This window comes from Paraburkholderia sp. Cy-641 (assembly GCF_011752945.1).
GTDB lineage: Bacteria > Pseudomonadota > Gammaproteobacteria > Burkholderiales > Burkholderiaceae > Paraburkholderia.
In genome coordinates, this window is sequence record NZ_VWWM01000087.1 from 1 (window position 1) to 23,660 (window position 23,660).

At 61.9% G+C, this 23,660-nt stretch carries 22 protein-coding genes; 14 read left to right on the forward strand and 8 right to left on the reverse strand.

What is annotated here, in order from left to right; translation table 11 throughout:
• The 4 genes from F3J20_RS29710 to F3J20_RS29725 form a co-directional block, all read left to right on the forward strand.
• Positions 1-292 (forward strand): hypothetical protein (locus F3J20_RS29710; protein ID WP_167285639.1); only part of this gene is annotated, 292 nt, incomplete at its 5' end.
• A complete protein-coding gene (locus F3J20_RS29715; RefSeq protein WP_167285640.1) occupies positions 289-855 on the forward strand; it encodes a periplasmic heavy metal sensor in 567 nt (188 codons plus the stop codon). The genes F3J20_RS29710 and F3J20_RS29715, both read left to right, overlap by 4 nt.
• 82 nt (positions 856-937) lie before the next feature.
• Positions 938-2,587 (forward strand): DUF1800 domain-containing protein, encoded by a 1,650-nt coding sequence (locus F3J20_RS29720; RefSeq protein WP_167285641.1) that lies wholly within the window; start codon positions 938-940, stop codon positions 2,585-2,587.
• A 5-nt stretch (positions 2,588-2,592) separates the two neighbouring features.
• Entirely contained in the window at positions 2,593-3,741 is a 1,149-nt protein-coding gene (locus tag F3J20_RS29725) for a DUF1501 domain-containing protein (protein WP_167285642.1), read from the forward strand.
• Between the two features lie 209 nt (positions 3,742-3,950).
• On the opposite strand, the gene F3J20_RS29730 is transcribed toward F3J20_RS29725, so the two are convergent.
• Both F3J20_RS29730 and F3J20_RS29735 read right to left on the reverse strand, forming a co-directional pair.
• Entirely contained in the window at positions 3,951-4,493 is a 543-nt protein-coding gene (locus F3J20_RS29730; RefSeq protein WP_167285643.1) for a flavin reductase, read from the reverse strand.
• A gap of 205 nt (positions 4,494-4,698) precedes the next feature.
• Positions 4,699-6,078, reverse strand: coding sequence for an LLM class flavin-dependent oxidoreductase (locus F3J20_RS29735; protein WP_167285644.1), 1,380 nt, complete (start codon positions 6,076-6,078; stop codon positions 4,699-4,701).
• Positions 6,079-6,480: 402 nt separating this feature from the next.
• Here F3J20_RS29735 and F3J20_RS29740 point away from each other — a divergent pair, with 402 nt between their 5' ends.
• Positions 6,481-7,050, forward strand: coding sequence for an XRE family transcriptional regulator (locus F3J20_RS29740; protein WP_167049398.1), 570 nt, complete (start codon positions 6,481-6,483; stop codon positions 7,048-7,050).
• Positions 7,051-7,206: 156 nt separating this feature from the next.
• Here the strand turns inward: F3J20_RS29740 and F3J20_RS29745 are convergent, their stop codons facing one another.
• Positions 7,207-9,618 carry a hypothetical protein gene (locus F3J20_RS29745; protein WP_167285645.1) on the reverse strand — a complete coding sequence of 804 codons (2,412 nt, stop codon included), beginning with the start codon at positions 9,616-9,618 and terminating at the stop codon, positions 7,207-7,209.
• 819 nt (positions 9,619-10,437) lie between these two features.
• On the opposite strand from F3J20_RS29745, the gene F3J20_RS29750 reads away from it, so the two are divergent.
• Positions 10,438-11,223, forward strand: a complete 786-nt coding sequence (locus tag F3J20_RS29750) for an IclR family transcriptional regulator (RefSeq protein WP_167049463.1) — start codon at positions 10,438-10,440, stop codon at positions 11,221-11,223.
• A gap of 77 nt (positions 11,224-11,300) precedes the next feature.
• Here F3J20_RS29750 and F3J20_RS29755 read toward each other — a convergent pair whose 3' ends face one another.
• Positions 11,301-13,106, reverse strand: coding sequence for an acyl-CoA dehydrogenase (locus tag F3J20_RS29755; RefSeq protein ID WP_167285646.1), 1,806 nt, complete (start codon positions 13,104-13,106; stop codon positions 11,301-11,303).
• Between the two features lie 276 nt (positions 13,107-13,382).
• Between F3J20_RS29755 and F3J20_RS29760 the strand changes: the two genes are divergently transcribed.
• The 6 genes from F3J20_RS29760 to F3J20_RS29785 all read left to right on the forward strand — a co-directional run bounded on the left by F3J20_RS29760 (position 13,383) and on the right by F3J20_RS29785 (position 17,686).
• Positions 13,383-14,156: an SDR family oxidoreductase gene (locus tag F3J20_RS29760; RefSeq protein WP_167285647.1), complete on the forward strand. Its 774-nt coding sequence runs from the start codon at positions 13,383-13,385 to the stop codon at positions 14,154-14,156.
• A gap of 69 nt (positions 14,157-14,225) precedes the next feature.
• Positions 14,226-14,366, forward strand: coding sequence for a hypothetical protein (locus F3J20_RS29765; protein WP_205299412.1), 141 nt, complete (start codon positions 14,226-14,228; stop codon positions 14,364-14,366).
• Positions 14,367-14,380: 14 nt separating this feature from the next.
• Entirely contained in the window at positions 14,381-16,096 is a 1,716-nt protein-coding gene (locus tag F3J20_RS29770) for a long-chain fatty acid--CoA ligase (RefSeq protein ID WP_167285648.1), read from the forward strand.
• A gap of 82 nt (positions 16,097-16,178) precedes the next feature.
• Positions 16,179-16,787 (forward strand): hypothetical protein, encoded by a 609-nt coding sequence (locus F3J20_RS29775; protein WP_167285649.1) that lies wholly within the window; start codon positions 16,179-16,181, stop codon positions 16,785-16,787.
• Positions 16,784-17,047 (forward strand): hypothetical protein, encoded by a 264-nt coding sequence (locus F3J20_RS29780; protein WP_167049386.1) that lies wholly within the window; start codon positions 16,784-16,786, stop codon positions 17,045-17,047. The genes F3J20_RS29775 and F3J20_RS29780 overlap by 4 nt, the downstream gene beginning before the upstream one ends.
• Before the next feature lie 204 nt (positions 17,048-17,251).
• Positions 17,252-17,686, forward strand: a complete 435-nt coding sequence (locus tag F3J20_RS29785) for a lysozyme inhibitor LprI family protein (protein WP_167285650.1) — start codon at positions 17,252-17,254, stop codon at positions 17,684-17,686.
• Between the two features lie 107 nt (positions 17,687-17,793).
• On the opposite strand, the gene F3J20_RS29790 is transcribed toward F3J20_RS29785, so the two are convergent.
• The gene (locus F3J20_RS29790; RefSeq protein WP_167285653.1) at positions 17,794-18,840 is read right to left on the reverse strand and encodes a porin; all 1,047 of its coding nucleotides are present in this window, start codon (positions 18,838-18,840) and stop codon (positions 17,794-17,796) included.
• A 700-nt stretch (positions 18,841-19,540) separates the two neighbouring features.
• Between F3J20_RS29790 and F3J20_RS29795 the strand changes: the two genes are divergently transcribed.
• The gene (locus F3J20_RS29795) at positions 19,541-19,855 is read left to right on the forward strand and encodes a DUF4148 domain-containing protein (RefSeq protein WP_205299413.1); all 315 of its coding nucleotides are present in this window, start codon (positions 19,541-19,543) and stop codon (positions 19,853-19,855) included.
• A 134-nt stretch (positions 19,856-19,989) separates the two neighbouring features.
• On the opposite strand, the gene ampC is transcribed toward F3J20_RS29795, so the two are convergent.
• Positions 19,990-21,198: a class C beta-lactamase gene (gene ampC, locus F3J20_RS29800; RefSeq protein ID WP_167285651.1), complete on the reverse strand. Its 1,209-nt coding sequence runs from the start codon at positions 21,196-21,198 to the stop codon at positions 19,990-19,992.
• 31 nt (positions 21,199-21,229) lie between these two features.
• Between ampC and F3J20_RS29805 the strand changes: the two genes are divergently transcribed.
• A complete protein-coding gene (locus tag F3J20_RS29805; RefSeq protein WP_167041958.1) occupies positions 21,230-21,592 on the forward strand; it encodes a hypothetical protein in 363 nt (120 codons plus the stop codon).
• A gap of 84 nt (positions 21,593-21,676) precedes the next feature.
• Here F3J20_RS29805 and F3J20_RS29810 read toward each other — a convergent pair whose 3' ends face one another.
• Positions 21,677-21,952 (reverse strand): hypothetical protein, encoded by a 276-nt coding sequence (locus tag F3J20_RS29810; protein ID WP_167041956.1) that lies wholly within the window; start codon positions 21,950-21,952, stop codon positions 21,677-21,679.
• Positions 21,953-22,130: 178 nt separating this feature from the next.
• Positions 22,131-23,093, reverse strand: coding sequence for a YopJ family acetyltransferase (locus tag F3J20_RS29815; RefSeq protein WP_167285652.1), 963 nt, complete (start codon positions 23,091-23,093; stop codon positions 22,131-22,133).
• Between the last annotated feature and the right edge of the window lie 567 nt (positions 23,094-23,660).

A 23,660-nucleotide genomic window follows, 5' to 3' on the forward strand; every position in this document is an offset into this window, starting at 1 on the left:
GCTCGCGCAGGCGGCCGGCATCGACGCGTGGCTTGCCGCCGACAAGGTCGAGCCGCCGAGCCTTGAGCTACAGAGGCGCATCGTCGAGCGCACGCCCGTGCGCCGGCTGTTCGCGCGCGGGCGCTGGTGGTGGTCCGGCGCGGCGGTCGCCGGAGTCGGGCTGCTCGGCGGCGTGGCCGGCGCATTGGCAATGTCGTTCTTCGTGCTGACCGAAAACGCGCCGGCCGTGCACGAATCCTCTTATCTGACTTCGAGCTTCGGCGGCACGTCCGCCGATTGGAGCGGCGAATGAACGGGCGGTCGTGGAAGTTTACCTTGCTGGGCTCGTTCGTACTCAACGTGTTTCTGCTCGGCGCAATTGCGGGCGGCGCGTATCAATGGTTCGCGACGCACGGCGTCAAGCGGCCGGCGGCCGCGCAGCAGCGCGCGGCGCTGCGTTTTGCCGCCGAGCCGCTGTCGGCAGCGCAGCAGCGGGCCTTTATCGAAGGACTGCAAAACGCGCGCCGCGAAGGGCGGCCTTATGCGCGCGAGGGCCGCGAGGGGCGTCGCGAGGTGCTGCGTCTGCTGGCCGAGCCGCAGTTCGATCGCGCGGCGCTCGATGCCGCGCTCGCGCGTACGCGCGCGGCCGACAGCAAACTGCGCGCGATGGTGGAAGCGAGCGTCGCGGATTTCGCGGAGACGCTGTCGCCCACGGAGCGGATCGAGTTCGCCGACAGCCTCAGGTGGCGTGGCGAGTGGCGCGGAGCGCAGCCTGCGCCGAACGCGAAACAGCAGGCGAATGCGCAGCATCAGGCGAACTCGCCGGCGAGTGTGCCGGCCAATCCCGCGCCTGCCGACGCTGCATCGGACGACTAAAAAACGCGGATGGCCGCGACGGATTGCGGCGCTTCGAGCGTTTAACGGACATGCAAAGCCATCCAATGCCGACGAGGATCGCATGGCCAACTCACCGAACCGCAATGCCGCGGCGCTCGCGCTGAACCGCTTCGGTCTCGGCGCGCGTGCCGACGACACGCCGCCCGCCGATCCGAAAGGCTGGCTGCTCGCCCAGTTCGAGCAGTATCAGCCGAGACCTACTGCGTGGGCGAGCCAGCCCGATTCGTTGGCGCTGTCGGCGGAACTCGTGCAATTGCGCATGCGGATCAATCAGCCGGCAAAGCGCGACGCGGGCGAGGGGCCTCCTGTCGCCGGTCATGCCGGCAATTTCGCGGACAACCGCGCGGCCACTGAGGCAATCGATAACGCGAACAGGCGTGCGGCCAATGCCGGCGGCAGCAACGCAGGCTATCGCGCGCCAACGAACCAGGCCACGAATCAGGCCATGGCCCCAGCCGCCAGCCAGAGCGCAGCCCAAACCACCCGTGCCCAGACCGCGAAAGAAGCCGAACGCAAGGCACTGCGCGTCGAAATACTCGACCTGTACCGCTCATCCGTGAATGCGCGCGTGGCGAGCGCATTGACCACGCCGACGCCCTTCGTCGAACGGCTCGTGCATTTCTGGGCGAACCATTTTGCGGTATCGACGGAGAAGCCCGGTGTCGCCGTGCTGGCCGGTTCGTTCGAGGCGGAAGCGATCCGCCCGCATGTGCTCGGCCGTTTCGAGGACATGCTGGTAGCCGTCGAGCGTCATCCGGCGATGCAACTGTTTCTCGACCAGACCCGCTCGGTCGGACCGGACAGCACGGCCGCGCTGCGCGCCGCGCAACGCAACCCGGAAAACCGGCGCGGACTCAACGAGAATCTCGCGCGCGAGGTCATGGAACTGCATACGCTCGGCGTGCGCAGCGGCTACAGCCAGGACGACGTGACCGAGTTCGCCCGCGCGCTGACCGGCTGGAGCCTCGCCGGCAATCCGCCCAAAGCGGGCGCGAATATCGCGGGCAATATCGATGCGGGCCGCCGCGTGCTCGCGCAGATCGCCGAACCCGGCAGCTTCGTGTTTCGTCCGGCGCTGCACGAGCCCGGCACGCGCACGATCATGGGCCGCCGCTACGACGAGCCAGGCGAGCAGCAGGCACTCGCGATCCTGCACGACCTCGCGAATTCGCCGGCCACCGCAAAGCATATCGGCATGAAGCTCGCCCGCCATTTCGTCGCCGACAATCCGCCGCCCGGCGTCAGCGAGCGTCTTGCCGACGCGTTCGAGCGCAGCGGCGGCGATCTGCCAAGCGTCTATCACGCGCTGATCGCGATGCCCGAGGCCTGGGCGCCGCAGGCGGTGAAGTTCAAGACGCCGTGGGAGTGGGCCATTTCGTCGATGCGCGGACTCGGCTGGCAGAACCTCGGCAATCAGCAGAGCGCGCCGATTTTCACCCAGCTCGGCCAACCCGTGTGGCGCCCCGGTTCACCCGCGGGCTACGACGATATCGCCGCAAGCTGGGCCGCGCCCGATGCGCTCGTGCGCCGCGTCGAAGTCGCGCAACGTTTCGCGGCGCGCGTGGGCGACCGGCTCGATGCGCGCGCGCTCGGACAGACGCTGCTGGCCGGCACGCTCAGCGAGCCGACGGCCACGGCCGTATCGCGCGCCGAAAGCGCATCGACGGCGATCGCGCTGTTGCTCGTGTCGCCCGATTTCCAACGGAGATGAATGCCATGCTGTCACGCCGCCAGTTTCTCGGTGTCGCCGCTGCCGGTGCCGGCGCGATGCTCGTCTCGCCGCATATCGCGTTCGCGCACGTCGCGACCGAGCGCCGTTTCGTGTTCGTGATCCAGCGCGGCGCGGCCGACGGCCTGAACATCGTCGTGCCGTACGCCGAGCCTGCCTACGCGACGTTGCGCGGCGCGCTCGCGATCGACACGTCGAATGCGCCGCGTCTGGACGGCACCTTCGCGCTGCATCCGGCGCTCGCGCAGGTGGCGAAAATGTACGCGGACCGCGAGGCGCTGTTCGTGCACGCGGTGGCCTCGCCGTATCGCGACCGCTCGCATTTCGACGGACAGAACGTGCTCGAAACCGGCGGCACGTCGCCGTATCAGGTGAAGGACGGCTGGCTCAACCGGCTCGCCGCGCAATTGCCGGCGACGCGCGAGACTGCGATCGCGTTTGCGCCGACCGTGCCGATGGCATTGCGCGGCGCGGCGGCGGTCACGTCCTATGCGCCGTCGGCGCTGCCGCAGGCGCCCGACGATCTGCTCATGCGCGTCTCGCAGCTTTACGAGCAGGATGCGCAGTTGCGCCCACTCTGGGAGTCGGCGATGGCCGCGCGCGGTCTTGCCGGCGACGTGGGCGCGCGTCAGGACCCGGCGAGCCTTGGCAAGCTCGCGGCGAGTTTTCTGTCGCGCGATGACGGTCCGCGCATCGCGATGATCGAAACCGGCGGCTGGGACACGCATAGCGCGCAGAACGCGCGCCTCGCGAATCAGCTGAAAGCGCTCGATACGATGCTTGCCGCGTTGCGCGACGGTATGGGGCCGGCGTGGAGCAAGACCACGGTGCTGGTCGCGACCGAATTCGGCCGGACCGCCGCCGCGAACGGCACCGGCGGCACCGATCACGGCACGGGCTCGGTCGCGATGCTGCTGGGCGGTTCGGTGGAAGGCGGCCGCGTGATCGCGGACTGGCCGGGGCTCGCGCCGCATCAGTTGTACGAGGCGCGCGATCTGAAGCCGACCGCGTCGCTCGATGCGTTGATTGCCGGCGCGGCGAGCGAGAGTCTTGGGCTCGATGCGCAGCGCACCGCGGCCGCGCTGTTCGGGCGCACGGTTGCGGCGCGGCCGGTGAGCGGTGTGGTGCGGGCTTGATGCATTAATGCTGGATGTTGGGTGCTTGATGCAACACCGGCAGGAGTCGCTGTGCTTATCCGGCCAGAAATCAAGTCGTCCGGAATATCCTGCGCGCAGGCTCTGCAATGAACCCGCGACGAACCCGCAACGAACGAATGGCTTGGCATGTCGATCGCAACCGCGAGCATCCAGTCACAATGGGCTTGCTTCGCCCCGCGAAAAATAAATCAGCGTGCCGGTCTCGCGGCACAAGCACTCGCGGCCGTCGCATGCGATGCATGCACCGACCGCTCGCCCACGCGATGATAACGGCGGCCGTAGTAGATCAGCGCATCGCCGTCGGCCCGCGTGCGCGCGGCCTTCACCGCGCAGAAGAACACCGTGTGCGTGCCGACTTCGGTGATCGATTCGATCTCGCAGTCGAGCGACGCGAGCGCGTCCCGCAACACCGGCGCGCCGGTCGCGAGGTGTTCCCATTGCGCGGCGGCGAAGCGTTCCCCGATGGCGAGCGCGCTCGTCGCGAAGTGCGCCGCGAGCGCCTGGTGTTCCGCGCTCAGCACGTTCACGCAGAGCCTGCCGTTCTCGCGGAACGCCGCATTGTTGCGGCTGCCGCGGTTGATGCAGACGAGCAGGGTAGGCGGCTCGTCGGTCACGCCGCAGACGGCCGAGGCGGTGCAGCCCGCGAGGCCGGCCGCGCCGTCGCTCGTGATGATGTTGACGGCCGCGCCAAGACCGGCCATGGCGTCGCGGAACGTGCTCTTGTCAAGCATGGGTGCCTCTTCTGAAAATTCTGTAGCTGCACGGGATGTGCCGCTGGCGGTGCGGGTGGTGCGGTTCATGCCGACGGTAGGCGTGCTGCGAGTCGCGCGCCTCATGCGTTCGGCTTGCGCGACACTGGCACCGATGCCAACTCCGTCGCCACAAACCACAAACTTCGCGGACCCGCCCGCATCCCGGTGTCAGCTTCGCGCATCGTCATGCCGGCGCCGCCGCGCATGCCGGCGAACGAAACCGCGCCGCCGTATGGCGCTCCGGCAGACGCGCATGCCCGAACAGCTTGTCGCGCAACGTGCCGTCGCGATACGCGCGCTTGTAGGCGCCGCGCTCCTGCAACAGCGGCACGACCAGGTCGATGAAATCGTCGAAGCATTCGGGCACGACGGTGCGCGACAGGTTGAAACCGTCCACGCCGGTTTCCTCGGTCCATGCAATCAGCTCGCTGGCGATCTTCTCCGCCGAGCCGACGAGCGGCGGCTGGCGGCTGCCGAGCACCATCTGTTCGAGCAGTTTGCGCTTGGTCCATTGCGGGCCGGCCGCGCGCGTCATCGCCTCGACGTTCGAGACGATCGCCTGGCTCTTGCCCGTTTCGATCGGCTCGTCGAGGTCGTAGCGCGCGAAGTCGATGCCGAGCGATGCGGCCGCATGCGCGAGCGCGGCCTCGGAACTCACGTAGCGCCGGTACTCCGCGTATTTGTCCTCGGCCTCGCGATCGGTGCGGCCCGCGATCACGGTCTGGCCGAGCAGCACCTTGATGTCGTCGGCGCGGCGGCCGCCCGCGACCGCGTGCGCGCGAATGTCGTCGACGATCGCCTTGACCGCCGGCTTCGCCTGGCCGTTGACGAACACGCATTCCGCGTGCGCCGCCGCGAACTGCTTGCCGCGCGCCGACGAGCCCGCCTGATACAGCACCGGCGTGCGTTGCGGCGACGGCTCGGCGAGATGCATCGCATCGACGCGATACTGCTTGCCGTGGTGATGGATCACGTGGACCTTCGAGGCGTTCGCATAGACGCCGCGCGCCTTGTCGCGCAGCACGGCGTCGTCTTCCCAACTGCACTCCCAGAGCTTGTAGACGAGCTCCATGTATTCGTCGGCGAGATCGTAGCGGTCGTCGTGCGCCATCTGGCCGGTCAGGCCGATCGCGCGCGAGGCGCTGTCGAGATAGCCGGTCACGATGTTCCAGCCGACCCGGCCGCGCGTCAGATGATCGAGCGTCGACATGCGGCGCGCGAACAGATAGGGCTGCTCGACCGACAGATTCGACGTGACGCCGAACGACAGATGCCGCGTGACGGCGGCCATGGCCGGAATCAGCAGCGTCGGATCGTTGACGGGCACCTGCACCGCGCCGCGGATCGCCGCGTCGGGATTGCCGCCGTAGACGTCGTAGACGCCCGCCACGTCCGCGAAAAAGATGCCGTCGAACAGGCCCGCTTCGAGCTTGCGCGCGTAGTCGGTCCAGTATTGCAGGTCCGTATAGCGCGCGGACTGATCGCGCGGATGGGTCCACAGCCCTTGCTGGATGTGGCCGACGCAGTTCATGTCAAACGCGTTGAGAACGATTTCCTTCAGCATGGCGTGTTCCGGCTGGCAGAGGTGGACGAAGGCGGGCAACGGTTCGAGCGGGGTTCGACGCGTCGATGGTTCCGCGGGGCTGTGCCGGATCGGCGCAGGGCTTCGAATCGTGTTTAACGGTATCCGTTCGTTGAATATAGTGGACGAAAAAATACTATGCAAGACATTCCGCGCGGCGATGTTGCAGGCTTGCCGCGCGATGTCGATATCGCATCGAGAGGGGCGTGGTGTCGTGCCGAGAGTGTGGCTCGCCCGACGCCGTGCCTGCCCGGTCGAGTCAGCGGGCCGCCCGCTGGCCGGCTTCTCGTGGTGCGCTCAGGTAGGATGGCTGTCAGCGCCTGCCGGTCGCGCCTACGCATCGATATAATTTTGCGGAACTCACTTTGCCGCGACGACCCTGCCATGTCCGAATCTTCCGCCATCGATCTGACCCAGGCGATTTCCGCGCGCGTAAAGACCGAGCGCGAGGCGCGCAACTGGTCGCTTAGCGAACTGGCGGAGCGCTCGGGCGTGTCGAAGGCGATGATCAGCAAGATCGAGCGCGGCGAGGCGAGCCCCACGGCGACCGTGCTCGGGCGGCTGTCGGGCGCGTTTGGTTTGACCCTGTCGACCTTGCTCGCACTCGCCGAGCAGACCGGCGAGCGGCTCGTGCGCCATGCCGATCAGGCGCTCTGGCAAGACCCCGAAACCGGCTATACGCGGCGGCGCGTTTCGCCGCCCACCGGCGGCGTGCTCGAATTGCTCGAGATCGAATTGCCGGCAGGCGTGCGCGTGCCTTATCCATCGGATGCGTTCGTGTTCCAGCATCAGCAGATCTGGGTGACGCAAGGCGTGCTGACGTTTCGCGAGGGTTCGCAGACATACCGGCTCGAAGCGGGCGATTGCCTGCAACTGGGCGCGCCGGTGGAGTGCGAGTTCTTCAATGCCGGCGACGAGACGTGCCGCTATGTGGTGGGGCTTGTGCGGCGCTGAGCGGTCTGGGCAACGGATCGGGAAGCCATAGAGGCGGCTGTGCGGCGAGCCGCTGGCGCCATCTCGACGACGCCAGCGAAATACCTGAATTCCCGTTGCTGCCATCGTCTCGCGAAAATTCGACGGGTGGCGGCAACGGGCGTTGCGAAAGCAACGTCATGCATCCATTCGCACATTGTCCAGGCTGACCGTTTCGCTCTGCTTGACCGGTTTCGGCTGCCCCAGCATGCTCGCCCATCCCTTGGCCAGAAAGTCGGTGGTGTTATTGATCGCGTCGACAATCTTTCTCCCGGCGGGCTGGGTAAGCGCCAGTCTGGGATGCTCGATCGCCCGCAATTCGTCTTCGGTAATTTCGATGCTGCGGCCAGGGTCATCGCTTTTGATGCGCTGGATTGCCTTGTCGACGATCAGGCTAATCATCTGGCGGTTTTTCTCGGTATCGGTCGTCATCCATTTCCCCATTCCCAGATGATTGGCAGTCAATATGTTGGTACCGAGACTCAGGATCTCCGTCGGCGTATTGAGCATGATCGAGGCGATTTTCTGCACGGAATCGCTGACCAGTCCCAGACGGGCCGGAATGTCGACCGGCAGGAAGCCGGCCGCGAAACTCAGCACGGAGCCGATGCCCATCGAGTTCACCGCCATCCCCCAGCCGGGTGCCGCTTCCAGCGCGGACTTCGTCTCGGCCCGGATGTGTGTCCGTAGCGCGGCCTTCGCTTCCGGCGTGCTCGCCGCCTCGGTATGGTTCGCTGCCGGGGCGGGGAAAAAGCCCTCGTTCATCTTTTGCGTCACGCCGGCCGCCATCTCATCGTGTGCGTTGGCAATTTCGAGCGGCACCATGGCACCGGAGGTGGATGCCGCCACCTGGTTCGTCAACGCCTGAACGGGCAACATGGCGATCGAACTGTTCAGCGCGGCCGCGTTGTTCGGAATGGACCCCACCGCCGCAATGCTTCCCGCGCCCGCCGAATCCTTGAGGTCGTCGAGCAATTTCTCGACGGACTCCGGCAGGAGCGGTTCGCCCTGAAACGTGCCGAGCAGTCGTTTGACGATGAGCGAGTCGACCGTCTCCGTGACCAGCGGCGTGACCGAGTTCGTCAACACGTCGACGAATTGCGTGACCGGATGCGTTTCTCCGTACGCGCGGGCCGCAACGGCCACCAGTGCCTTCCACGCCACGGCGTCGAGCGCATAGGTAAGGCCGCCGCTCATCGCCAGGCTGGCAAACATGGCGATGCCGATTTCCTTGGTGAACGCCTTCTGGTTGATGACCGAGTTGATCGATTGAGCCCCGAGGCGCCCACGCAATTCGAGCGTCGCCGGGTCCGCTTCGTTCAGGCAGTGTTCGACCAGTTTCTTCAAGGGCGCGTGATCGGATTCGACCTCGTAACGGATGTCCTGCAGGAACTTGAATGGATGGGGGCCCTCTGCCGGTGCGGTGTCAGCCGACGCCCGATTCCCGTCCAGGGTAGCAAGCGGCAGATCTCCCGGGGATTCTCCACCGTCGTGCGACGCCGCGATGGCCTCGCCGGAGCGGGCCGCCTCGTCCGACGCTTCTGAGGTGGCCGGATTCAGGCGCGCGTCGGCGCCGAAGCCCTGCACGCCTTTCCTGATGGCCTGGCGGGTCGCATAAGCCGTCAGATTGATGTCGGCGTCGACTTGCTTCCCGTCTTCCATCGTCAGCCCGTGCACCTTGCAACCGTGCTCGAATGCGGCTGTCCTGGCAAAAATGGCGGCGTCCAGCGGAAGGTCCAGCCGGCAACCGGCCGCAGGCAATCGCAGCTCATCGAATTGTGCGGAGTGCCTAGCCTGCACGAAGCGCAAAATCGCTTCGACGGCTTTGTCGGTACAGCGCATCTGACCCGCCGCATCGCGGGTCACGGTCCCGGAGAAAGCCGTCGGCAATGGATACTCGCCTTTCGACATCAGCGCCGCGGCCTGCTTGAGGTAATCGGCTTTTGCCGCCTGGTGCTGCTCAAGCAGGCCAGGGACGCCTTCGCGAAGGATCTCCAACAACTCTTGTGTTCGTTGCTTGCGTGCCTGTATTACCTGAAAGCCCTTATGCCACCTCGTGCGGGCCGGCGACGTGCTGCCGGCGACACCGGTCGCTGTGCTTTCATGGGGCGCTGCGCCTTTGACGGATGCACGTTTTTGCAGACCCTCGAAGCGGGAACCCTGATTCGTGGTCGGAGTGCGCGTGGAGGGTTGCTTCGTCGAGTGTGCGGAAGGACGGTCATCCGCTGGCAAATCAACGACAGTGGAGACTTGGGTGGAGTTGCTGCTGGAAACCTTGGACATAGATATCAGCCTTGCCTTAACGTTCGATGCGCTCGTCTTGTTCTCGCCGGGCATCCTGGTTTCGCCGATGTGCCCGGCGAGCACGGAAAAGTAAAGTTTGATGATGTGGCAAATGGTCGAGCGCAAGCGACGAAACACGAAGAAATTGCCTTCGAATGCGAAGCAGTGCTGATCTGCTGGGGGGCGTGCGGTGTCGTCGAGCGAGCGGTCTGGGTAGCCGGATTGGATCGCTACAGACGCGGACGCGCGGCGAGCAACCGGTCCCATATCGATGGCGGTAGCGAAATGCTTGAATTCCCGTCGCTGCCATCGCCCCGCGAAAATTCGACGGATGGCGGCAGAGTGCGGGGCGGTGAATAAGGCGCGAGAGAATATCGCACGCCCGTCGACCAGAAAAGATCGGGAACTGACGTATTGAAGGTGGGCTGTGCCAGCAGCTTGCCGCTTTTCGCATCGAAGAGCCGGCCAACATATTGCGGGCTTTCGCTACGAGCCGGAACCCATCGCAACAGACAAAGCTCGGCGCATATACGCCCCATCGGGCGGCGCGGATATCCGGCACTCGCTTCCATGCGGAGTAGGGTCGAACAGGCTCAGGTAAAGCCCGGCGCTGATCCCGATTAGCAGCGCAATACGCGTGAATGGGCGAGTCATAGGTCGAGCGCGATAGGCGGGAAGTGGCAACGAAGAAGCGCGCCGAGAGGCATGAGCCGTGATTCCATCAGCGAGAGAAGCGGGCCAACCCGAACGTCGCCTCGCGCGGCCATTCTTCACGAGCAAGATCGCGGCATGAATCGGAGAATTCCGAAAAGCGATGCCGCTGAAAAGCGGCATGCCGCCTATCGAGCGCGGTTCGCGCGCGCATCTCCGTAGGCCGGACCCTGGTGCCGCCCGGCCTGCTTGCTGGACTATAATTCCGCATCCCGGATCAGCCCTTCGATCCATCCCACGGTTCATGCCTCATGCAGCCGCTTCGCGGGAGCCTCGTTCCTCTTGAGCAAAATCGACCACAACCCGGACGATCGTCCCACCGACCACCCCGGCATCGGCGATGCGGCATCGGCGAAGGCACCGGCCACACTCGCGATGCGTACCGCGCACGAAGCGCACAAGGACGACCGGCACTTCGTCACGGCACTCGCGCGCGGGCTCGAAGTGCTTGCGTGTTTCCGCTCCGGCGACCGATCGCTCAGCAATCAGGAACTGGCGCAGCGCTGCAGGCTGCCGAAGTCGACGGTCTCGCGCCTGACCCATACGCTCACGCTGCTCGGCTATCTGATCCATCTGAAGGAGAGCGGCAAGTACCGGCTCGGCACGGCATCGCTCGCGCTCGGCAGTGCGATGCTCGCGCGTCTCGACGTGCGCAAGATCGCGCGGCCCATCATGCAGGAACTCGCCGACGTGTCCGGTGCGACCGTTTCGCTCGGCACGCGCGACCGGCTCTCGATGATCTACGTCGAAAATTGCCGCGGCTCGGTCGCGCTCACGCTGACGCTCGAAGTCGGTTCGCGCATTCCGGTCGCGACCTCGGCGATAGGGCGCGCGTGGCTCGCGGCGATTCCCGAGCACGACCGCCTCAGTTTCATGGAACAGGTGCGCGAACTCGATCACGTCGCATGGCCGAAGACGCGGCGCGGCATCGAGAAGGCGCTCGACGATTACCGCACGCTCGGCGTGACGACTTCGTTCGGCGACTGGCAGAAGGACGTCAATGGCATTGCGCGCGCGTTCCAGCCGGGCGGCGAGTTGCCGACCATGGCGATCAACGTCGGCGGCCCGGCCTTCAAGCTCTCGAAAGAATTTCTGCTCGAACAGGTCAGGCCGCGTCTGATCGACGTGGTAACGCAGCTCGAAATCGCACTGTCGCATTGAGCGGCGGCGCGTTCCGGTTTTGGTTTCGAGCGGCGTCGAGCGTTTGGGGTTCAGCGTTTAGTGTTAGCGCAGGGCGTTTAGAACCACCGCGGCGACATGCTGAACGTCGTGTCGTCGAGATCGCGCAGCGGTGCCAGCATTGCCGTCACGCGCGGCAATTCCCACCGGAAGAACCACCGGCACGCATGCAGCTTGCCGCGATAGAAGTCCTGATCCGCCGCGTCGTTGGCCTTCGGCAACGCGGCATGCGCGACGAGCGCCTGCCTGAGCCACGTCCACGCCAGCACGATATGGCCGAATGCTTCGAGGAATGCATTGGCGTTCGCAAGCGCACGGTCGGTTTCGCTCGCGAGCGCGGGCAGCAGAGCATCGAGCGTGCCGCTCAGCGCGTGCCACGCGTCGTTGAGCGCTTCGGCGTATGCGTGTAGCGGCGCATGCTCGCTCGCTGCGTCGATCGTGCGTTGCAACTCGCGCGCGAAGAGCTTTAGCGCGGCGCCCTGTTTCATCGTGACCTTGCGGCCGAGCAGGTCGATCGCCTGAATGCCGTGCGTGCCCTCGTGAATCATGTTCAGGCGATTGTCGCGATAGAACTGCTCGACCGGATACTCGCGCGTATAGCCGTAGCCGCCATGAATCTGGATCGCGAGGCTGTTCGCTTCGAGACACCATTGCGACGGCCACGACTTCACGACCGGCGTCAGCAGGTCGAGCAGCAGTGCCGCTTCGGCGCGCGCGGTGTCGCTCTCGCCGGTGTTCTGTTCGTCGACGAGACGCGCCGCGTACAGGCATAGCGCATACGCACCTTCCACATAGGCCTTTTGCGCAAGCAGCATGCGCCGCACGTCCGCGTGTTCTATCAGCGGCAATGGCGGATCGAGCGGATTCTTGTTGGTCGGATGACGTCCTTGCGGCCGCTCGCGCGCATAGTCGAGCGACGCTAGATAGCCGCGATAGCCGAGCATCACGGCGCCGAGGCCGACGCCGATGCGCGCCTCGTTCATCATATGGAACATATACACGAGCCCGTGATGCGGCTCGCCGACCAGCTCGCCGATGCATTCGCCATGCTCGCCGAACGACAGCATCGTCGAGGTCGTGCCGCGCCAGCCCATCTTGTGAATCAGGCCCGCGAGTGCGACGTCGTTGCGCGCGCCGAGGCTGCCGTCGTCGTTGACGCGAAACTTCGGCACTGTGAACAGCGAAATGCCCTTGACGCCGGGCGGCCCGCCCGCAATGCGCGCCAGCACGAGATGCACGATGTTCTCGCTCAGCGCGTGATCGCCGCCCGAAATGAAAATCTTGTTGCCGCGAATCGACCAGGTGCCGTCCGCATTCGGCGTCGCGGTGGTGGCGAGATCGGACAGGCTCGAACCGGCCTGCGGCTCGGTCAGCGCCATCGTGCCGAACGCGCGGCCTTCGAGCAGCGCGCGCAGGTACTTGCGCTTTTGCTGTGCCGAGCCGAAGCGTTCGATCACGTTCGCATTCGCGCTCGTCAGCATGGCGTACGACGAGGTCGCGATGTTGGCGCTCTTGAACAGCGACAGGCACGCAAACGAAATCGTCGCCGGCAGTTGCATGCCGCCCAGTTCGTAGTCTTTGCTTGCGGCGAGAAAGCCGGTGCCGCGCAAGGCGTCGAGCGCATCTTTTACTGCGCCGGGCAGCGTCACGCGTTGGCCGTCGAACTGCGGTTCGTGCTCGTCGGAAAGCCGGTTGTGCGGCGCGAATTTTTCGACGGCTACCGCATGCGCGGTGTCGAGCGCGGCATTGAAGGTCTCGCGGCTGTGGTCCGCATGGCGGGCGCGCCGCGTCAGCGTCCCGGCTTCGAGCACTTCGAACAGCTGGAAATCCAGATCCCGCGTGTTGATGATTTGCGCGTCTTGCATTGCTGAAAACCCATCCTGAGGTAAGCCGCTATGCGGAACGGTTACGAAGCGCGGCGCAAAACACGCGAGCGCACAGCGCGACCGATGCGGCCTGGATCGTTTGAAGAACGCGGTATGCGGGTAAGTCCCGAGGAACCACGCGGCGGCAATGCGAGTCAGTTTATAACGAAAAAGAATGATCGTGCTTTTATTTACACGGTGAATTTCGACACGTATGATGGTCGGGAAATTATGGAATAGCAATCTGCATTGCAGAACAACTGAAGGAGTGTCGCGATGTCGGTGAAAGACCTGTTTCAACTCGATGGCAAGGTGGCATTGATTACCGGCGGCTCGCGCGGACTCGGTCTGCAAATGGCCGAGGCGCTCGGCGAGATGGGCTGCCGTGTCGCGATCACCGCGCGCAAGGCCGAGGAACTCGCCGAGGCGCGAGAACATCTGCAAGGCCGCGGTATCGAGGCGAGGGCCATCGCCAACGACCTGCAGCGCTTCGAAGGCATTCCGGGCCTCGTCGACGAAGTGATGAGCGCACATGGCCGCATCGACATTCTCATCAACAACGCGGGGGCGACCTGGGGCGCGCCCGCCGAAGCGTATCCCGACGAAGCGTGGCACAAGGTCATGAACCTGAACGTCAACGCGCCGTTCTTTCTCGCGCGCGAAGTCGGCAAGCGCAGCATGATTCCGCAGCGTGCGGGCAAGATCATCAACGTCGCATCGGTCGCGGGCCTGAAGGGCTCGCCGCCGGGCATGAACACGATTGCCTACAACACCTCGAAGGCCGCGGCGATCAACTTCACGCGCGCGCTCGCGGCGGAATGGGGCAAGTACAACATCAACGTCAACGCGATCTGTCCGGGCTTTTTCCCGTCGAAGATGTCGGCCGGTTTGCTCGACCAGCTCGAAGACTCGATCGTCGCGCGCACGCCATTGCAGCGCCTCGGCGGTGACGAGGACCTGAAGGGCCCGGTCGTGTTTCTCGCGAGCGAAGCGTCGCGCCATGTCACGGGCCAGTATCTCGCGGTGGATGGCGGCTCGATCATCGTCTGATTCGGGGCAGCGTAGCGGCAGGCAGCGCGGGCGAAGCTTCTCGCGGGAGCAACAACATGGAGACGTTGCATGAACTTCGAGTACCCGGACAAGGTCCGCGATCTGCAAAAGCGTTTGAACGCGTTCATGGAAGAATACGTCTATCCGGCTGAAGCGGTTTTCGAAGCGCAGGTGGACGCCGCGCGCGAGTCGGGTTCGCAGAAAGAATAAAACCGGAGACGTGTATGAACGAACGCCATTACCCGCATTGGCCGCCGCAAGTGCCGCGGCATCTGACGTTGCCGCACACCAATCTTTTCTACAACGCCGAAGTATCGGCGGCGCGTTTTCCCGACAAGCCCTTCATCATTTACTACGGCACGCCGGTCACGTTCGCGCAGTTCAAGGACGAAGCCGAGCGCGTCGCGGGCTTTTTGCAGCACGAGTGCCGCGTAAAGGCCGGCGATCGCGTGCTGCTCTATATGCAGAACAGTCCGCAGTGGATCATCGCGTACTACGGCATTCTGCGCGCGAACGCGGTCGTGGTGCCGGTCAATCCGATGAACATGGGCGACGAGCTTGCCCATTACGTCGAGGATAGCGACGCGGCCACGATCATCGCGCCGCAGTGTCTCTTCAGGCACGTCGAACCGCTGATCGGCAAGCAGCCGGGGCAGGGGCTCGAACACGTGATCGTCGCGACGTATGGCGATTATCTGCAGCGTCCGTCGCCGGTCGCGGTACCCGAGTTCGTTGCCGCGCCGCGCGGGAGGTTCGATCGCGACGGCGTCACCGCGTGGTCGGATGTGCTCGCGAGAAACCTCGCGCCCGGTCCGCTCACGGCCGGCCCCGACGACCTCTGCGTGATGCCGTATACGTCGGGCACCACCGGCCGGCCGAAGGGCTGCATGCATACGCATCGCAGCGTGATGAGCACGCTGCTCGGCGGCTGCGTGTGGTTTTCGTCGGCGGCCGATGGCGTGCATCTGTCGGTGCTGCCGTTCTTTCACGTGACCGGCATGCAGGGCGGCATGAACAGCGTGGTGTTCGCGGGCGCGACGATCGTCGTGCTGTCGCGCTGGGACCGCGATGCCGCCGCGCTCTGCATGCAGAAATATCGCATCAGCGCCTGGCAGTCGATCTCGACGATGATGGTCGATTTTCTCTCGAATCCGCGGCTCGGCGACTACGATCTCTCGAGCCTGTCCGGCACGCGCGGCGGCGGCGCGGCAATGCCCGACGCGATTGCGAAGAAGCTGAAGATGCTGACCGGGCTCGACTATGTCGAGGGCTACGGCATGTCCGAGACGATTGCCGGCACGCATATCAATCCGCCGCATCGTCCGAAGCCGCAATGTCTCGGCATTCCGGTGTTCGACGTCGATTCGCGCGTGATCGATCCGGCTACGCTGCAGGAGTTGCCGCAAGGCGAGACCGGCGAGATCGTCGTCAACGCGCCGCAAGTGATGCAGGGCTACTGGCGCAATCCGAAGGCGACCGCGGAGGCGTTCGTCGAACTCGACGGCAAGCGTTTTCTGCGTACCGGCGACCTCGGCCATATCGACGAGGACGGCTATTTCTTCATGACCGACCGGCTCAAACGCATGATCAACGCGTCGGGCTACAAGGTTTGGCCGGCCGAGGTCGAAGCGCTGATGTACCGGCATCCGGCGATTCACGAAGTGTGCGTGATCGGCGTGAAGGACGAGAAGCGCGGCGAGACGGTCAAGGCACTCGTCGTGCCCGACGTGGCCCATGCGGGCACGATCAGCGCGCAGGAGATCATCGACTGGGCGCACGGGCAGATGGCGGCCTACAAGGCGCCGCGTATCGTCGAATTCGTCGCATCGCTGCCGAAATCGGGCAGCGGCAAGATTCTGTGGCGCAAGTTGCAGGAAGAGGACGAGGCGCGCACGGCGGCTCAAGCCAATGCGCAAACGAGTGCAGGGGACGTGGCGTAATGAATGGGCTCGAACTGTTCTTTGGTATTGCCGGCATGTCGTACTCGGCAATCTTGTAATCGATAGCAATCCGAACAGGGCGATGCGTGAACCAATTTGCGGACAAGGTTGCGGTCGTCACTGGCGCGGGCTCGGGTTTCGGCCGGGAGTTCGCGCGGCTCGGCACGACGCTCGGCATGCGGCTTGTGCGCGCGACGTGCAGCAGGACGCGCTCGCCTCGGTCAAAGAGATCGCCGTTCAATCAGAGGTGGTGGAGGTCGTGGTAAGCGAGTCACGCTTATTGAGCCACGGCTCGCAGTTTGGCCATGTGGCAATTATTGTCGATAACAAAGTTTATTCTCGGGCGCACGAAAAATACTTTACCACTGACCGGAATGACCATCTTTATCGGAACTCGTATCGCAACAGCGTCGGCTATGTAATTCGTGTGTCGTCTGACGAAAAACAAACAATCAAAACTGAATTGGAGCGAAGAGTTAGGATTTTCACGTTAGATCCAAAATCGCACGAATACAGCTTTCTCGATAATAGTTGTTCAAGCAATGTTGCCGACGTACTGGGTACGGTTGGTATTGTCGCTTACGATCCCCGTTGGTCGGCGTTCGAGATGATTAGCCCCGCCGATATCGTGACTGGGTTGAACCACTCAAAAAGAGTGGCCCGAAAAATTGAATACCCGAGAGCGCGATGAAGAGGCTTGCCGTCGCGGCCTTTCTGACTCTCATCGGTTGTGAGAACCATACGGGTGAAACATGGCGTGTTCAGAAAGAAATGCCGGTCTATCGATCTCCGGATGGGGACACGCAAGAGGAGATTTTTCGGCTTGCTCCTGGCGACGTTTGTTATCCAGGGCGAGTAGTCGTTGAAAAGGTCTTCCAATATACGGCTGTTCATTGTCCTCCTAAAGGAGATGGTTGGGTTGCCGACAACTATTTCGACAAGAGTAGGTGATCCACTTATCATCAACACGATGAGTCAGGAACGTGTCGAACGCCGGCTTGTCGATCTCCATTTGATCGGCCGCGTGTCATGTAGACTGGTGCCCGTCATCTGCGACATTAATCGCACTGCGCTACAACTCGATGCAACGAGACCCAAGTTACGCAAAAAATTGGACTATGCATTAAGCGTGGCTCGAAAAGGAAACGCAACCATATGCACACACTAAAGCTGATTGCCCTAAGTTGCGCACTCTCTTTGCCGGCACTGTCTCATGCCGCTCCTCACGATACCGTTCAAACCCAAGAAAATCTGTGCAGCGCTTATTCACAGGCCGGAATGCGGGATTGCCTTGCACAAAAAGTCGCGGAGAGTCAGGTAGCGCTGCAACGAGCCGAGGAAGCCGCGGGCCACTCGCTCACCCAATGGGATGAAGACAGCAAGTACATTAACGTAGCAAAAGCTAAACTGGTCGCATCGGACCGGGAGTCTCCCAGGTATCGCGACACCGAGTGTGAGTTTTCAGCCTCGTTAAGCGGTGGCGGAGCAGGTAACGCGCATGAGATGGGGCGACTGGCTTGCGTGGCGGTGCTCAACAATCGACGCGCCGAACAGCTACGCAATGCCGTTGCCAACTTGCCGTTGAGGTAGCCAGGCGATCGGTGAGAGCTGTTACCGCCCGGAACCCGCATCGGTTCCCTCTCATTACCCGAAACCATCCACCGCAACAGCAACATGCAACAGTGCGCCGTCCGCATCTAGAACGTATGGCGAATGCCGAGGCTCACGCCGGCCGTCGTGCCCGTGGGCAGATCGAGTGCGTTATTGACCGAGAGCCCCGCGTGCATGGCGCCGTGATTGGTCACGAAGCCGACCTGTGCATACGTGACCGTCGCTTTGGATAACGAATATTCAAGTCCGGTCGAAGCGAGAATCGAATTATTCGGCGATTCGTTTGCATCGCGCGTGACCCAGATGCCCGCGTCGACATTCAACGCCGGCGTGATGCGATAGCTCGCGCCGCCCGAATAGACGCGATTGTTGAACGAGCCCGCCACCTTGTACTGCGTGTACGCAGCCATCACGGTCAGGTTGTTGAACACGTAGCGCGCACCGAGCGCGCGGCCGTTGAATTCGACGGCACTCGGAATCGCGATGGCCGCGGCGCTGCCGCCCGCGTTGCCGCTGTAGAGCGCGGCGTCGATCGTGAGTCCGCCGAAGTGATAGCGCAGGCTCGCCGAGTACTGGCGACCTGCCTGAAAATCGCCGGCGGTTCCGCCGAGCGCGAGCATCGCGCTGCCTTGCAAGCCCGCGATTTCCGGCGACGTGTAGGAAATGCCGTTGGGATTGAACAGGCCCGTCACATAGACGTTGTTCAGATAGGTGACGAGACCGCTGCCGAAGTAGTCCATGTCGCGCGGGTCGAAGTCGTACACCGACAGAAAGAACGGCGAGAACTGCAAGCCGGCCTTGACTGTACCGAAGCGGCTGTCGATGCCGATCCACGCCTGACGTCCAAACAGATTGCCGTTCGAATTGTTCAGCGAGCCATTGGCCACGCTAAAGCCGCTTTCCAACTGGAAGATCGCGCGCATGCCGCCGCCGAGATCTTCGGCGCCACGCAGGCCGAAGCGCGAGCCGGACAGGCCGCTGTCGGTGAACGAATACTGATGGCCGGCGCTCTGGCCGGTACTCATGTCGAGTGTCTTGCTGGTATAGAGCAGCGACGCGTCGACGATACCGTAGAGCGTGACACTGCTTTGCGCCTGAGCGCTCGGGGCCGCACCTAGCGCACACGCCCCCATCAATCCAAGAACGACTCCGATCCTGTTGCGATGACTTGCCGGCATGCTGCGTGTCTCCTTGTTTTACGTTTTCGGATGAACGATGAAATGAATCCGCGCCGCGCTGCGATTTCGACCGGCAATAGAACTCTCTCGCGATCCATCAGGATTACGGAACATGAAGAGCGTGCTATTGGACGTCAGGACTGGATCGACTGCGCGTTTTTCTGTTTGGCTGATCTCCTGATAGCGAACGATTCCATGAAGCACTCAACCGGACTGATTGGTGTGCTCACAGAATTCAGACGGAATTTGGCACGACCGTTCGCTCTGTGTCAACGTGGTAAACCGCATGAAGAACTGCAATGCAGTCCAAACAAGGGAAAATACCTAGTCTGCTCGATATGCGATGTTTTACCAGTAAACCCTTGTGATATTGGGGTGATTTAGATGAGGTCCCGATTGAAGCGTATGGAATGGCATTATTTATTGATTCTGCATTGCAGAACTTATGCCGAGGTGAGCGCTTTGTCAGATCGAACCCGAGCCGCGATGGATCAGGCGATGTGCGTTGCGATCAACGCTGCCAACCCGCGGCCTCTATTTGCCTGTAAGCTTGAGCCGGCGGTGACGTAAAAGGCTGCGCAATCCGCCTTGATGAACCACGATTCGCAGATGGACTTTAACTCTGTTGCCAACACTCCCTTGGGGGATATCAGTTATGAAGAGCTTTGCCATTAAACGAATCATGCTCGGGATTTCGGCTGCGGCACTGGTGGCCGGCACGATCCCGCTCGCTGTCGCGCAGAACGACACAGCGTCCCCGGCCGCCGCCGCAAGTGCCGCGAAGCCGACCAAGGCCGAGCGGAAGGCCGCGCGCAAAGCGGCCCGCAAACAGGCTCGTGCGAAGAAGAATGCCGAGCTGAAGAAACTCGAAGACGCGGGCTATCAGCCAGGGCAAAACGATCCGAACTATCCGAACAATCTGCAGCAGGCGCAGAAGAAGGCTGGCGTCGGCGCAGCCGCGAGTCAGTAGCGGTTGTTGGATAGACGCCCGGCGCTTCCCTGATTCAAGGGAGCGTCGGGCGTTTTTATTTTTTGATGTTGCTTCGGTATCTTGAGTATTTTTGCGGTTGGATTGGCGAGTTGTGTTCAATGACCGCTCGGCGATTATTTCGCCTTGCTCGTGTTCGACGCCGCCGAAAGTGTCGTGAGTATCTGATAAGCCGCATTCACCCGAGCCTCGATCGGGAAATTGCGGTTGCCGAGGATCACGATGCCCATACGCTGCCTCGGCACGAACGCGATATAGGAACCGAAGCCGTTGGTCGAGCCGGTCTTGTTGATCCACACGTCCTGCTGCGGCGGCAACGGCGGCTCGATTGCCGTCGCGGATGTCGCGTTAAGGGCGATCTCCGGCGAGTTGCCCGCCTGCAAAGTCTTCAATGCAACGGGGTAGGGGTACTGCTCCCAGATCAGGTCCTGAGTCAGCACACTGGCCTTGAAGTAGCCGGTGTGAGTCGCGTCGATCGCACGCTGGAGTTTGTCGTCGATCGGAAGCATGTTCATGTTCGCCTGCATGAAGCGCAGCATGTCGGCGGCGTTCGACTTGACGCCGTAGGCTTCGGCGGCGAGCATGCCGCCTTGCAGGCGAATCGGCGCGCCATCTTTCGTATAGCCTTGCGCATAGTCCGGCAGCCTCGCCGCCGGGACATCGATATAGCTGTTCTTCATGCCGAGCGCCGGAAACAGGCGTTGCTGTACCAACGCGGTGAAGTTCTGCCCCATGCTCTTCGCGGTGATGAACCCGAGCGTGCCGATGCCCGGATTCGAATAGGTCCGGTAAGTACCCGGCGCGTGAGCCGGTTGCCAGTTCCTGAAGTACTCGAGCAACTGCGCATCGTTATGGATGTCGTCCGGCACCTGAAGCGGTAAACCGCCCGGTGTGTGTGTGCCGAGATTCAGAAGACTGACCTTGCCGAAGGGCGTGCCGCGCAGCGTCGGCAGATACTGGCCGGTGCTGTCGGATAGCGAGAGCTTGCCGTCCAGTTGCGCATACGATGCGAGCGTCGCCGTGAACGTCTTGCTGACCGAGCCGAGTTCGAACAGCGTATCGCGTGTGACCGGCTTGCCGGTTTGCGTCGACGCGACGCCGTAGTCGAACACGTATGGCTTGCCTGCGACGATCACGCCGACCGCCATGCCGGCGACGTGGTACTTCGCCATCAGCGGCTCGATCGCGGCATCGACGGCGGGCTTGATCCGGGCGGTGTCGTGGTCCGCGTTCTGATCGGCGGCGTGGCTTGCAGGGGAGAGCGCGCACAGCGCGAACGTGGCGAAGGTGGCGGCCGTGACGAGGCGGAGCGCTTTGAGCTTCATGGGCAATGAGTCCTTGAACGTGTGTCGGCAAATGACTGAGGCCGCACTATCCGGCTTTTGCAGGCCCTTGGCAAACGAGGATAAGTTGCGCGAGGGTAAAGAAAATGTTGTGGCCGACGATCATTCACGGCCCGTTTCTGCCGAGCCTATGGGAAACGCAGAGCCGCATGGAGAGTTGCCATGCACGCTGCGTGATGAGCGTGCGCAAATTGTGCAGGCTGTCGAGATGCACTATGGCGCGGTTGCGGGTTTGGCCTCGGGGAAACAGACGGCATCGCGCAATGTGCTGCGCGAGTTGTTTCATTTGATGCGGCGTGCGAGACGGCAGAGGGAAAAAGTCTCGCCGCTGTCTGCACTGAATGTCGGGGTGAAGGAGCCGTCGTGGCGAGTATGAGGCGTGCTACGCATTTCGTCGGGTGAATGCCGACAGTGCGTGGGCGGTGTGGAGTGTGCATCGCGGGGCGTTCGTAGTCGATCGCTATTGGCTGTGTTGCATGGAGATGATGATTGCGTGCATGACTGCGGCTATAAGCACGGTAAACACGGCGCGTTTAAGCCCTGCCACGTTGCCACGCCGTTTGACGTGTAGCCGGCGTGGGAAGATGCGGTCGAGTCGGGCCTCAAATTCCAGTAGCCGGATTTGCAGGCCGTAGGGAAGGTATTCCCACGCGGTCAAGTAGGCAGGGTGTTGCCATAGACGCTGCTTGTTGCTGTGTAGTGTCGGCTCGTGGTGCTGGTCGACGTTGTTATTCATGTTGGCCCCATTTCGATTTCGACGTGATTTTAGCCGTGCGGGGCGTGCCGGTTGAACTACCTGTTCGGATAGGTTTCCCGGCGGGCGTTCGCTTTTCGATACATGACTTCGCGTGCCTTGCTAAAGAACACGGCGTGCAATGCTGGAAATGGGTTCGCGGCCTTTCAGGGAGATATGATTACTGTCTGGTTCGCACTCTCCATTCCCGAAATGCTTTGAGCCTCTCGTCTCTCTCTCCATTGTTTTTTACGTATTCAAGCTCATTAAGGGACCGGCTCATGGAACTCAGTCTCTCCAGCAAGGATCGATCAAAAGCCCCGCTACCTTTCGAGAGAGCCTCTCCGGTTTTTCGGATTTCGCGCAACCTGAACCCTTCGATTGAGGCACTTGTTTCAAATTCTTTACTGTCGTTATTTATACGTCTCACACGATAGCTGGCATGTCGATCGCTTAGTCTCTCACTACTGTTTTTCTTTACAAATGCTTCCGCGAGGCCATATTCCTGTTTCAGAATCGCACGTGTCTGCGTATGTTTAAGAAAACCGATGGGTAGATTTTTCAGCTGATCGCTCGAAATGATCTGAGCATTGTTTTTGCCGTGAATTTCACCTGTGAACCCGGTCTTGTAGGACTTGATTGCGAAATTGAGCGCATACATGATGCAATCTTGTGTGGATTTTTGAATCTCTGGCGTAATAATCGAAATTTTTCGTCCTTCCGCTCTTAATAGATCTGCTGCAGACTCCAAACGGGTGTCGCTATGCTCGAAGGCCGAATCGGCAATCACTATTGAAGTTTCATTGCTCCCCACTCTTACATCCGCCATCGCGCAATGAACAGAATTTTCCGACGGGTGGAAAATAAATCTGAAATTACCCTGCATCCCGCCATTTTCAATACGCTCTATCATGAACTGGAGATTTCTCGGTGCCTCGGGAAGATAAAGCAGATTAAGGCCTGGTCGCTGCGCATTTTCCATTGCAGCAATCAATCCGATGAATTTTTTATCCAATGCAGTGATACGCTCATCAGGAGCAATATTGGATAGTGCATGATCTACGGCCATTCTGGCGTATTCTCCAAAATCCTTGTCAGATTCCGGGATTATAGAATGATCAACGCTATCCGCTTTATATTTCAATCTGGCTGGTATCGCCCAATGAATATCTCCAGTAAATTTATTACGCTCGCTTAGACCACTGAGAGGTCCGCTCGCAGGGAGTCTTTTCGCTGCACCGCCAGACGATACGTTTGTAGTCGTTGTGTGTTTTTCTTCAGGAGGCGACGTGGTGACGGGGCTTGGAGGCCTTGATCTGATAGATATTGGCATGACAGGGGCGTAGAGAGTGATTGTTCAGAGAACTCATGTATTCCACGCTAGTATCATCCTTTCGCAGAAAAAAATCTTCGCACAAGCGAAGACGGCTTCTGAAATGCGAGGCAGTGTGACGGTAGGTATGGCGAAAGTCTTTTGAGTCACGTTGGCGCCAATATTGTGCGTGGCTGGGCGGTGTTGTTCGAAGGGCTGTTTTGGATTGTTCGGGTCGCAGGGCCTCACTTCATTATTTAATTTTACATAAGATAAATTATCAACCATAAATTTGTGACGGCCATTTAGTAATGTCCGGTTTGGGCCAGTTAGAAATGTCCGGTTTAAGGGTTCTCCTCGGCGCATCCTGCAACTGCATGCAGACGACGGAGCCCGTGA

Bases quoted from the DNA above. Each gene is read 5' to 3' on its own strand.
- F3J20_RS29790 (WP_167285653.1), bottom strand. From the start codon at position 18,840: ATGGGGGCGTGTGCGCTAGGTGCGGCCCCGAGCGCTCAGGCGCAAAGC.
- F3J20_RS29770 (WP_167285648.1), top strand. From the start codon at position 14,381: ATGAACGAACGCCATTACCCGCATTGGCCGCCGCAAGTGCCGCGGCAT.
- F3J20_RS29795 (WP_205299413.1), top strand. From the start codon at position 19,541: ATGAAGAGCTTTGCCATTAAACGAATCATGCTCGGGATTTCGGCTGCG.
- F3J20_RS29735 (WP_167285644.1), bottom strand. From the start codon at position 6,078: ATGCTGAAGGAAATCGTTCTCAACGCGTTTGACATGAACTGCGTCGGC.
- F3J20_RS29765 (WP_205299412.1), top strand. From the start codon at position 14,226: ATGAACTTCGAGTACCCGGACAAGGTCCGCGATCTGCAAAAGCGTTTG.
- F3J20_RS29745 (WP_167285645.1), bottom strand. From the start codon at position 9,618: ATGGGACCGGTTGCTCGCCGCGCGTCCGCGTCTGTAGCGATCCAATCC.
- F3J20_RS29725 (WP_167285642.1), top strand. From the start codon at position 2,593: ATGCTGTCACGCCGCCAGTTTCTCGGTGTCGCCGCTGCCGGTGCCGGC.
- F3J20_RS29810 (WP_167041956.1), bottom strand. From the start codon at position 21,952: ATGAATAACAACGTCGACCAGCACCACGAGCCGACACTACACAGCAAC.
- F3J20_RS29775 (WP_167285649.1), top strand. From the start codon at position 16,179: ATGCGTGAACCAATTTGCGGACAAGGTTGCGGTCGTCACTGGCGCGGG.
- F3J20_RS29780 (WP_167049386.1), top strand. From the start codon at position 16,784: ATGAAGAGGCTTGCCGTCGCGGCCTTTCTGACTCTCATCGGTTGTGAG.
- F3J20_RS29755 (WP_167285646.1), bottom strand. From the start codon at position 13,106: ATGCAAGACGCGCAAATCATCAACACGCGGGATCTGGATTTCCAGCTG.
- F3J20_RS29740 (WP_167049398.1), top strand. From the start codon at position 6,481: ATGTCCGAATCTTCCGCCATCGATCTGACCCAGGCGATTTCCGCGCGC.
- F3J20_RS29720 (WP_167285641.1), top strand. From the start codon at position 938: ATGGCCAACTCACCGAACCGCAATGCCGCGGCGCTCGCGCTGAACCGC.
- F3J20_RS29730 (WP_167285643.1), bottom strand. From the start codon at position 4,493: ATGCTTGACAAGAGCACGTTCCGCGACGCCATGGCCGGTCTTGGCGCG.
- F3J20_RS29785 (WP_167285650.1), top strand. From the start codon at position 17,252: ATGCACACACTAAAGCTGATTGCCCTAAGTTGCGCACTCTCTTTGCCG.
- F3J20_RS29805 (WP_167041958.1), top strand. From the start codon at position 21,230: ATGACTGAGGCCGCACTATCCGGCTTTTGCAGGCCCTTGGCAAACGAG.
- F3J20_RS29760 (WP_167285647.1), top strand. From the start codon at position 13,383: ATGTCGGTGAAAGACCTGTTTCAACTCGATGGCAAGGTGGCATTGATT.
- ampC (WP_167285651.1), bottom strand. From the start codon at position 21,198: ATGAAGCTCAAAGCGCTCCGCCTCGTCACGGCCGCCACCTTCGCCACG.
- F3J20_RS29750 (WP_167049463.1), top strand. From the start codon at position 10,438: ATGCGTACCGCGCACGAAGCGCACAAGGACGACCGGCACTTCGTCACG.
- F3J20_RS29715 (WP_167285640.1), top strand. From the start codon at position 289: ATGAACGGGCGGTCGTGGAAGTTTACCTTGCTGGGCTCGTTCGTACTC.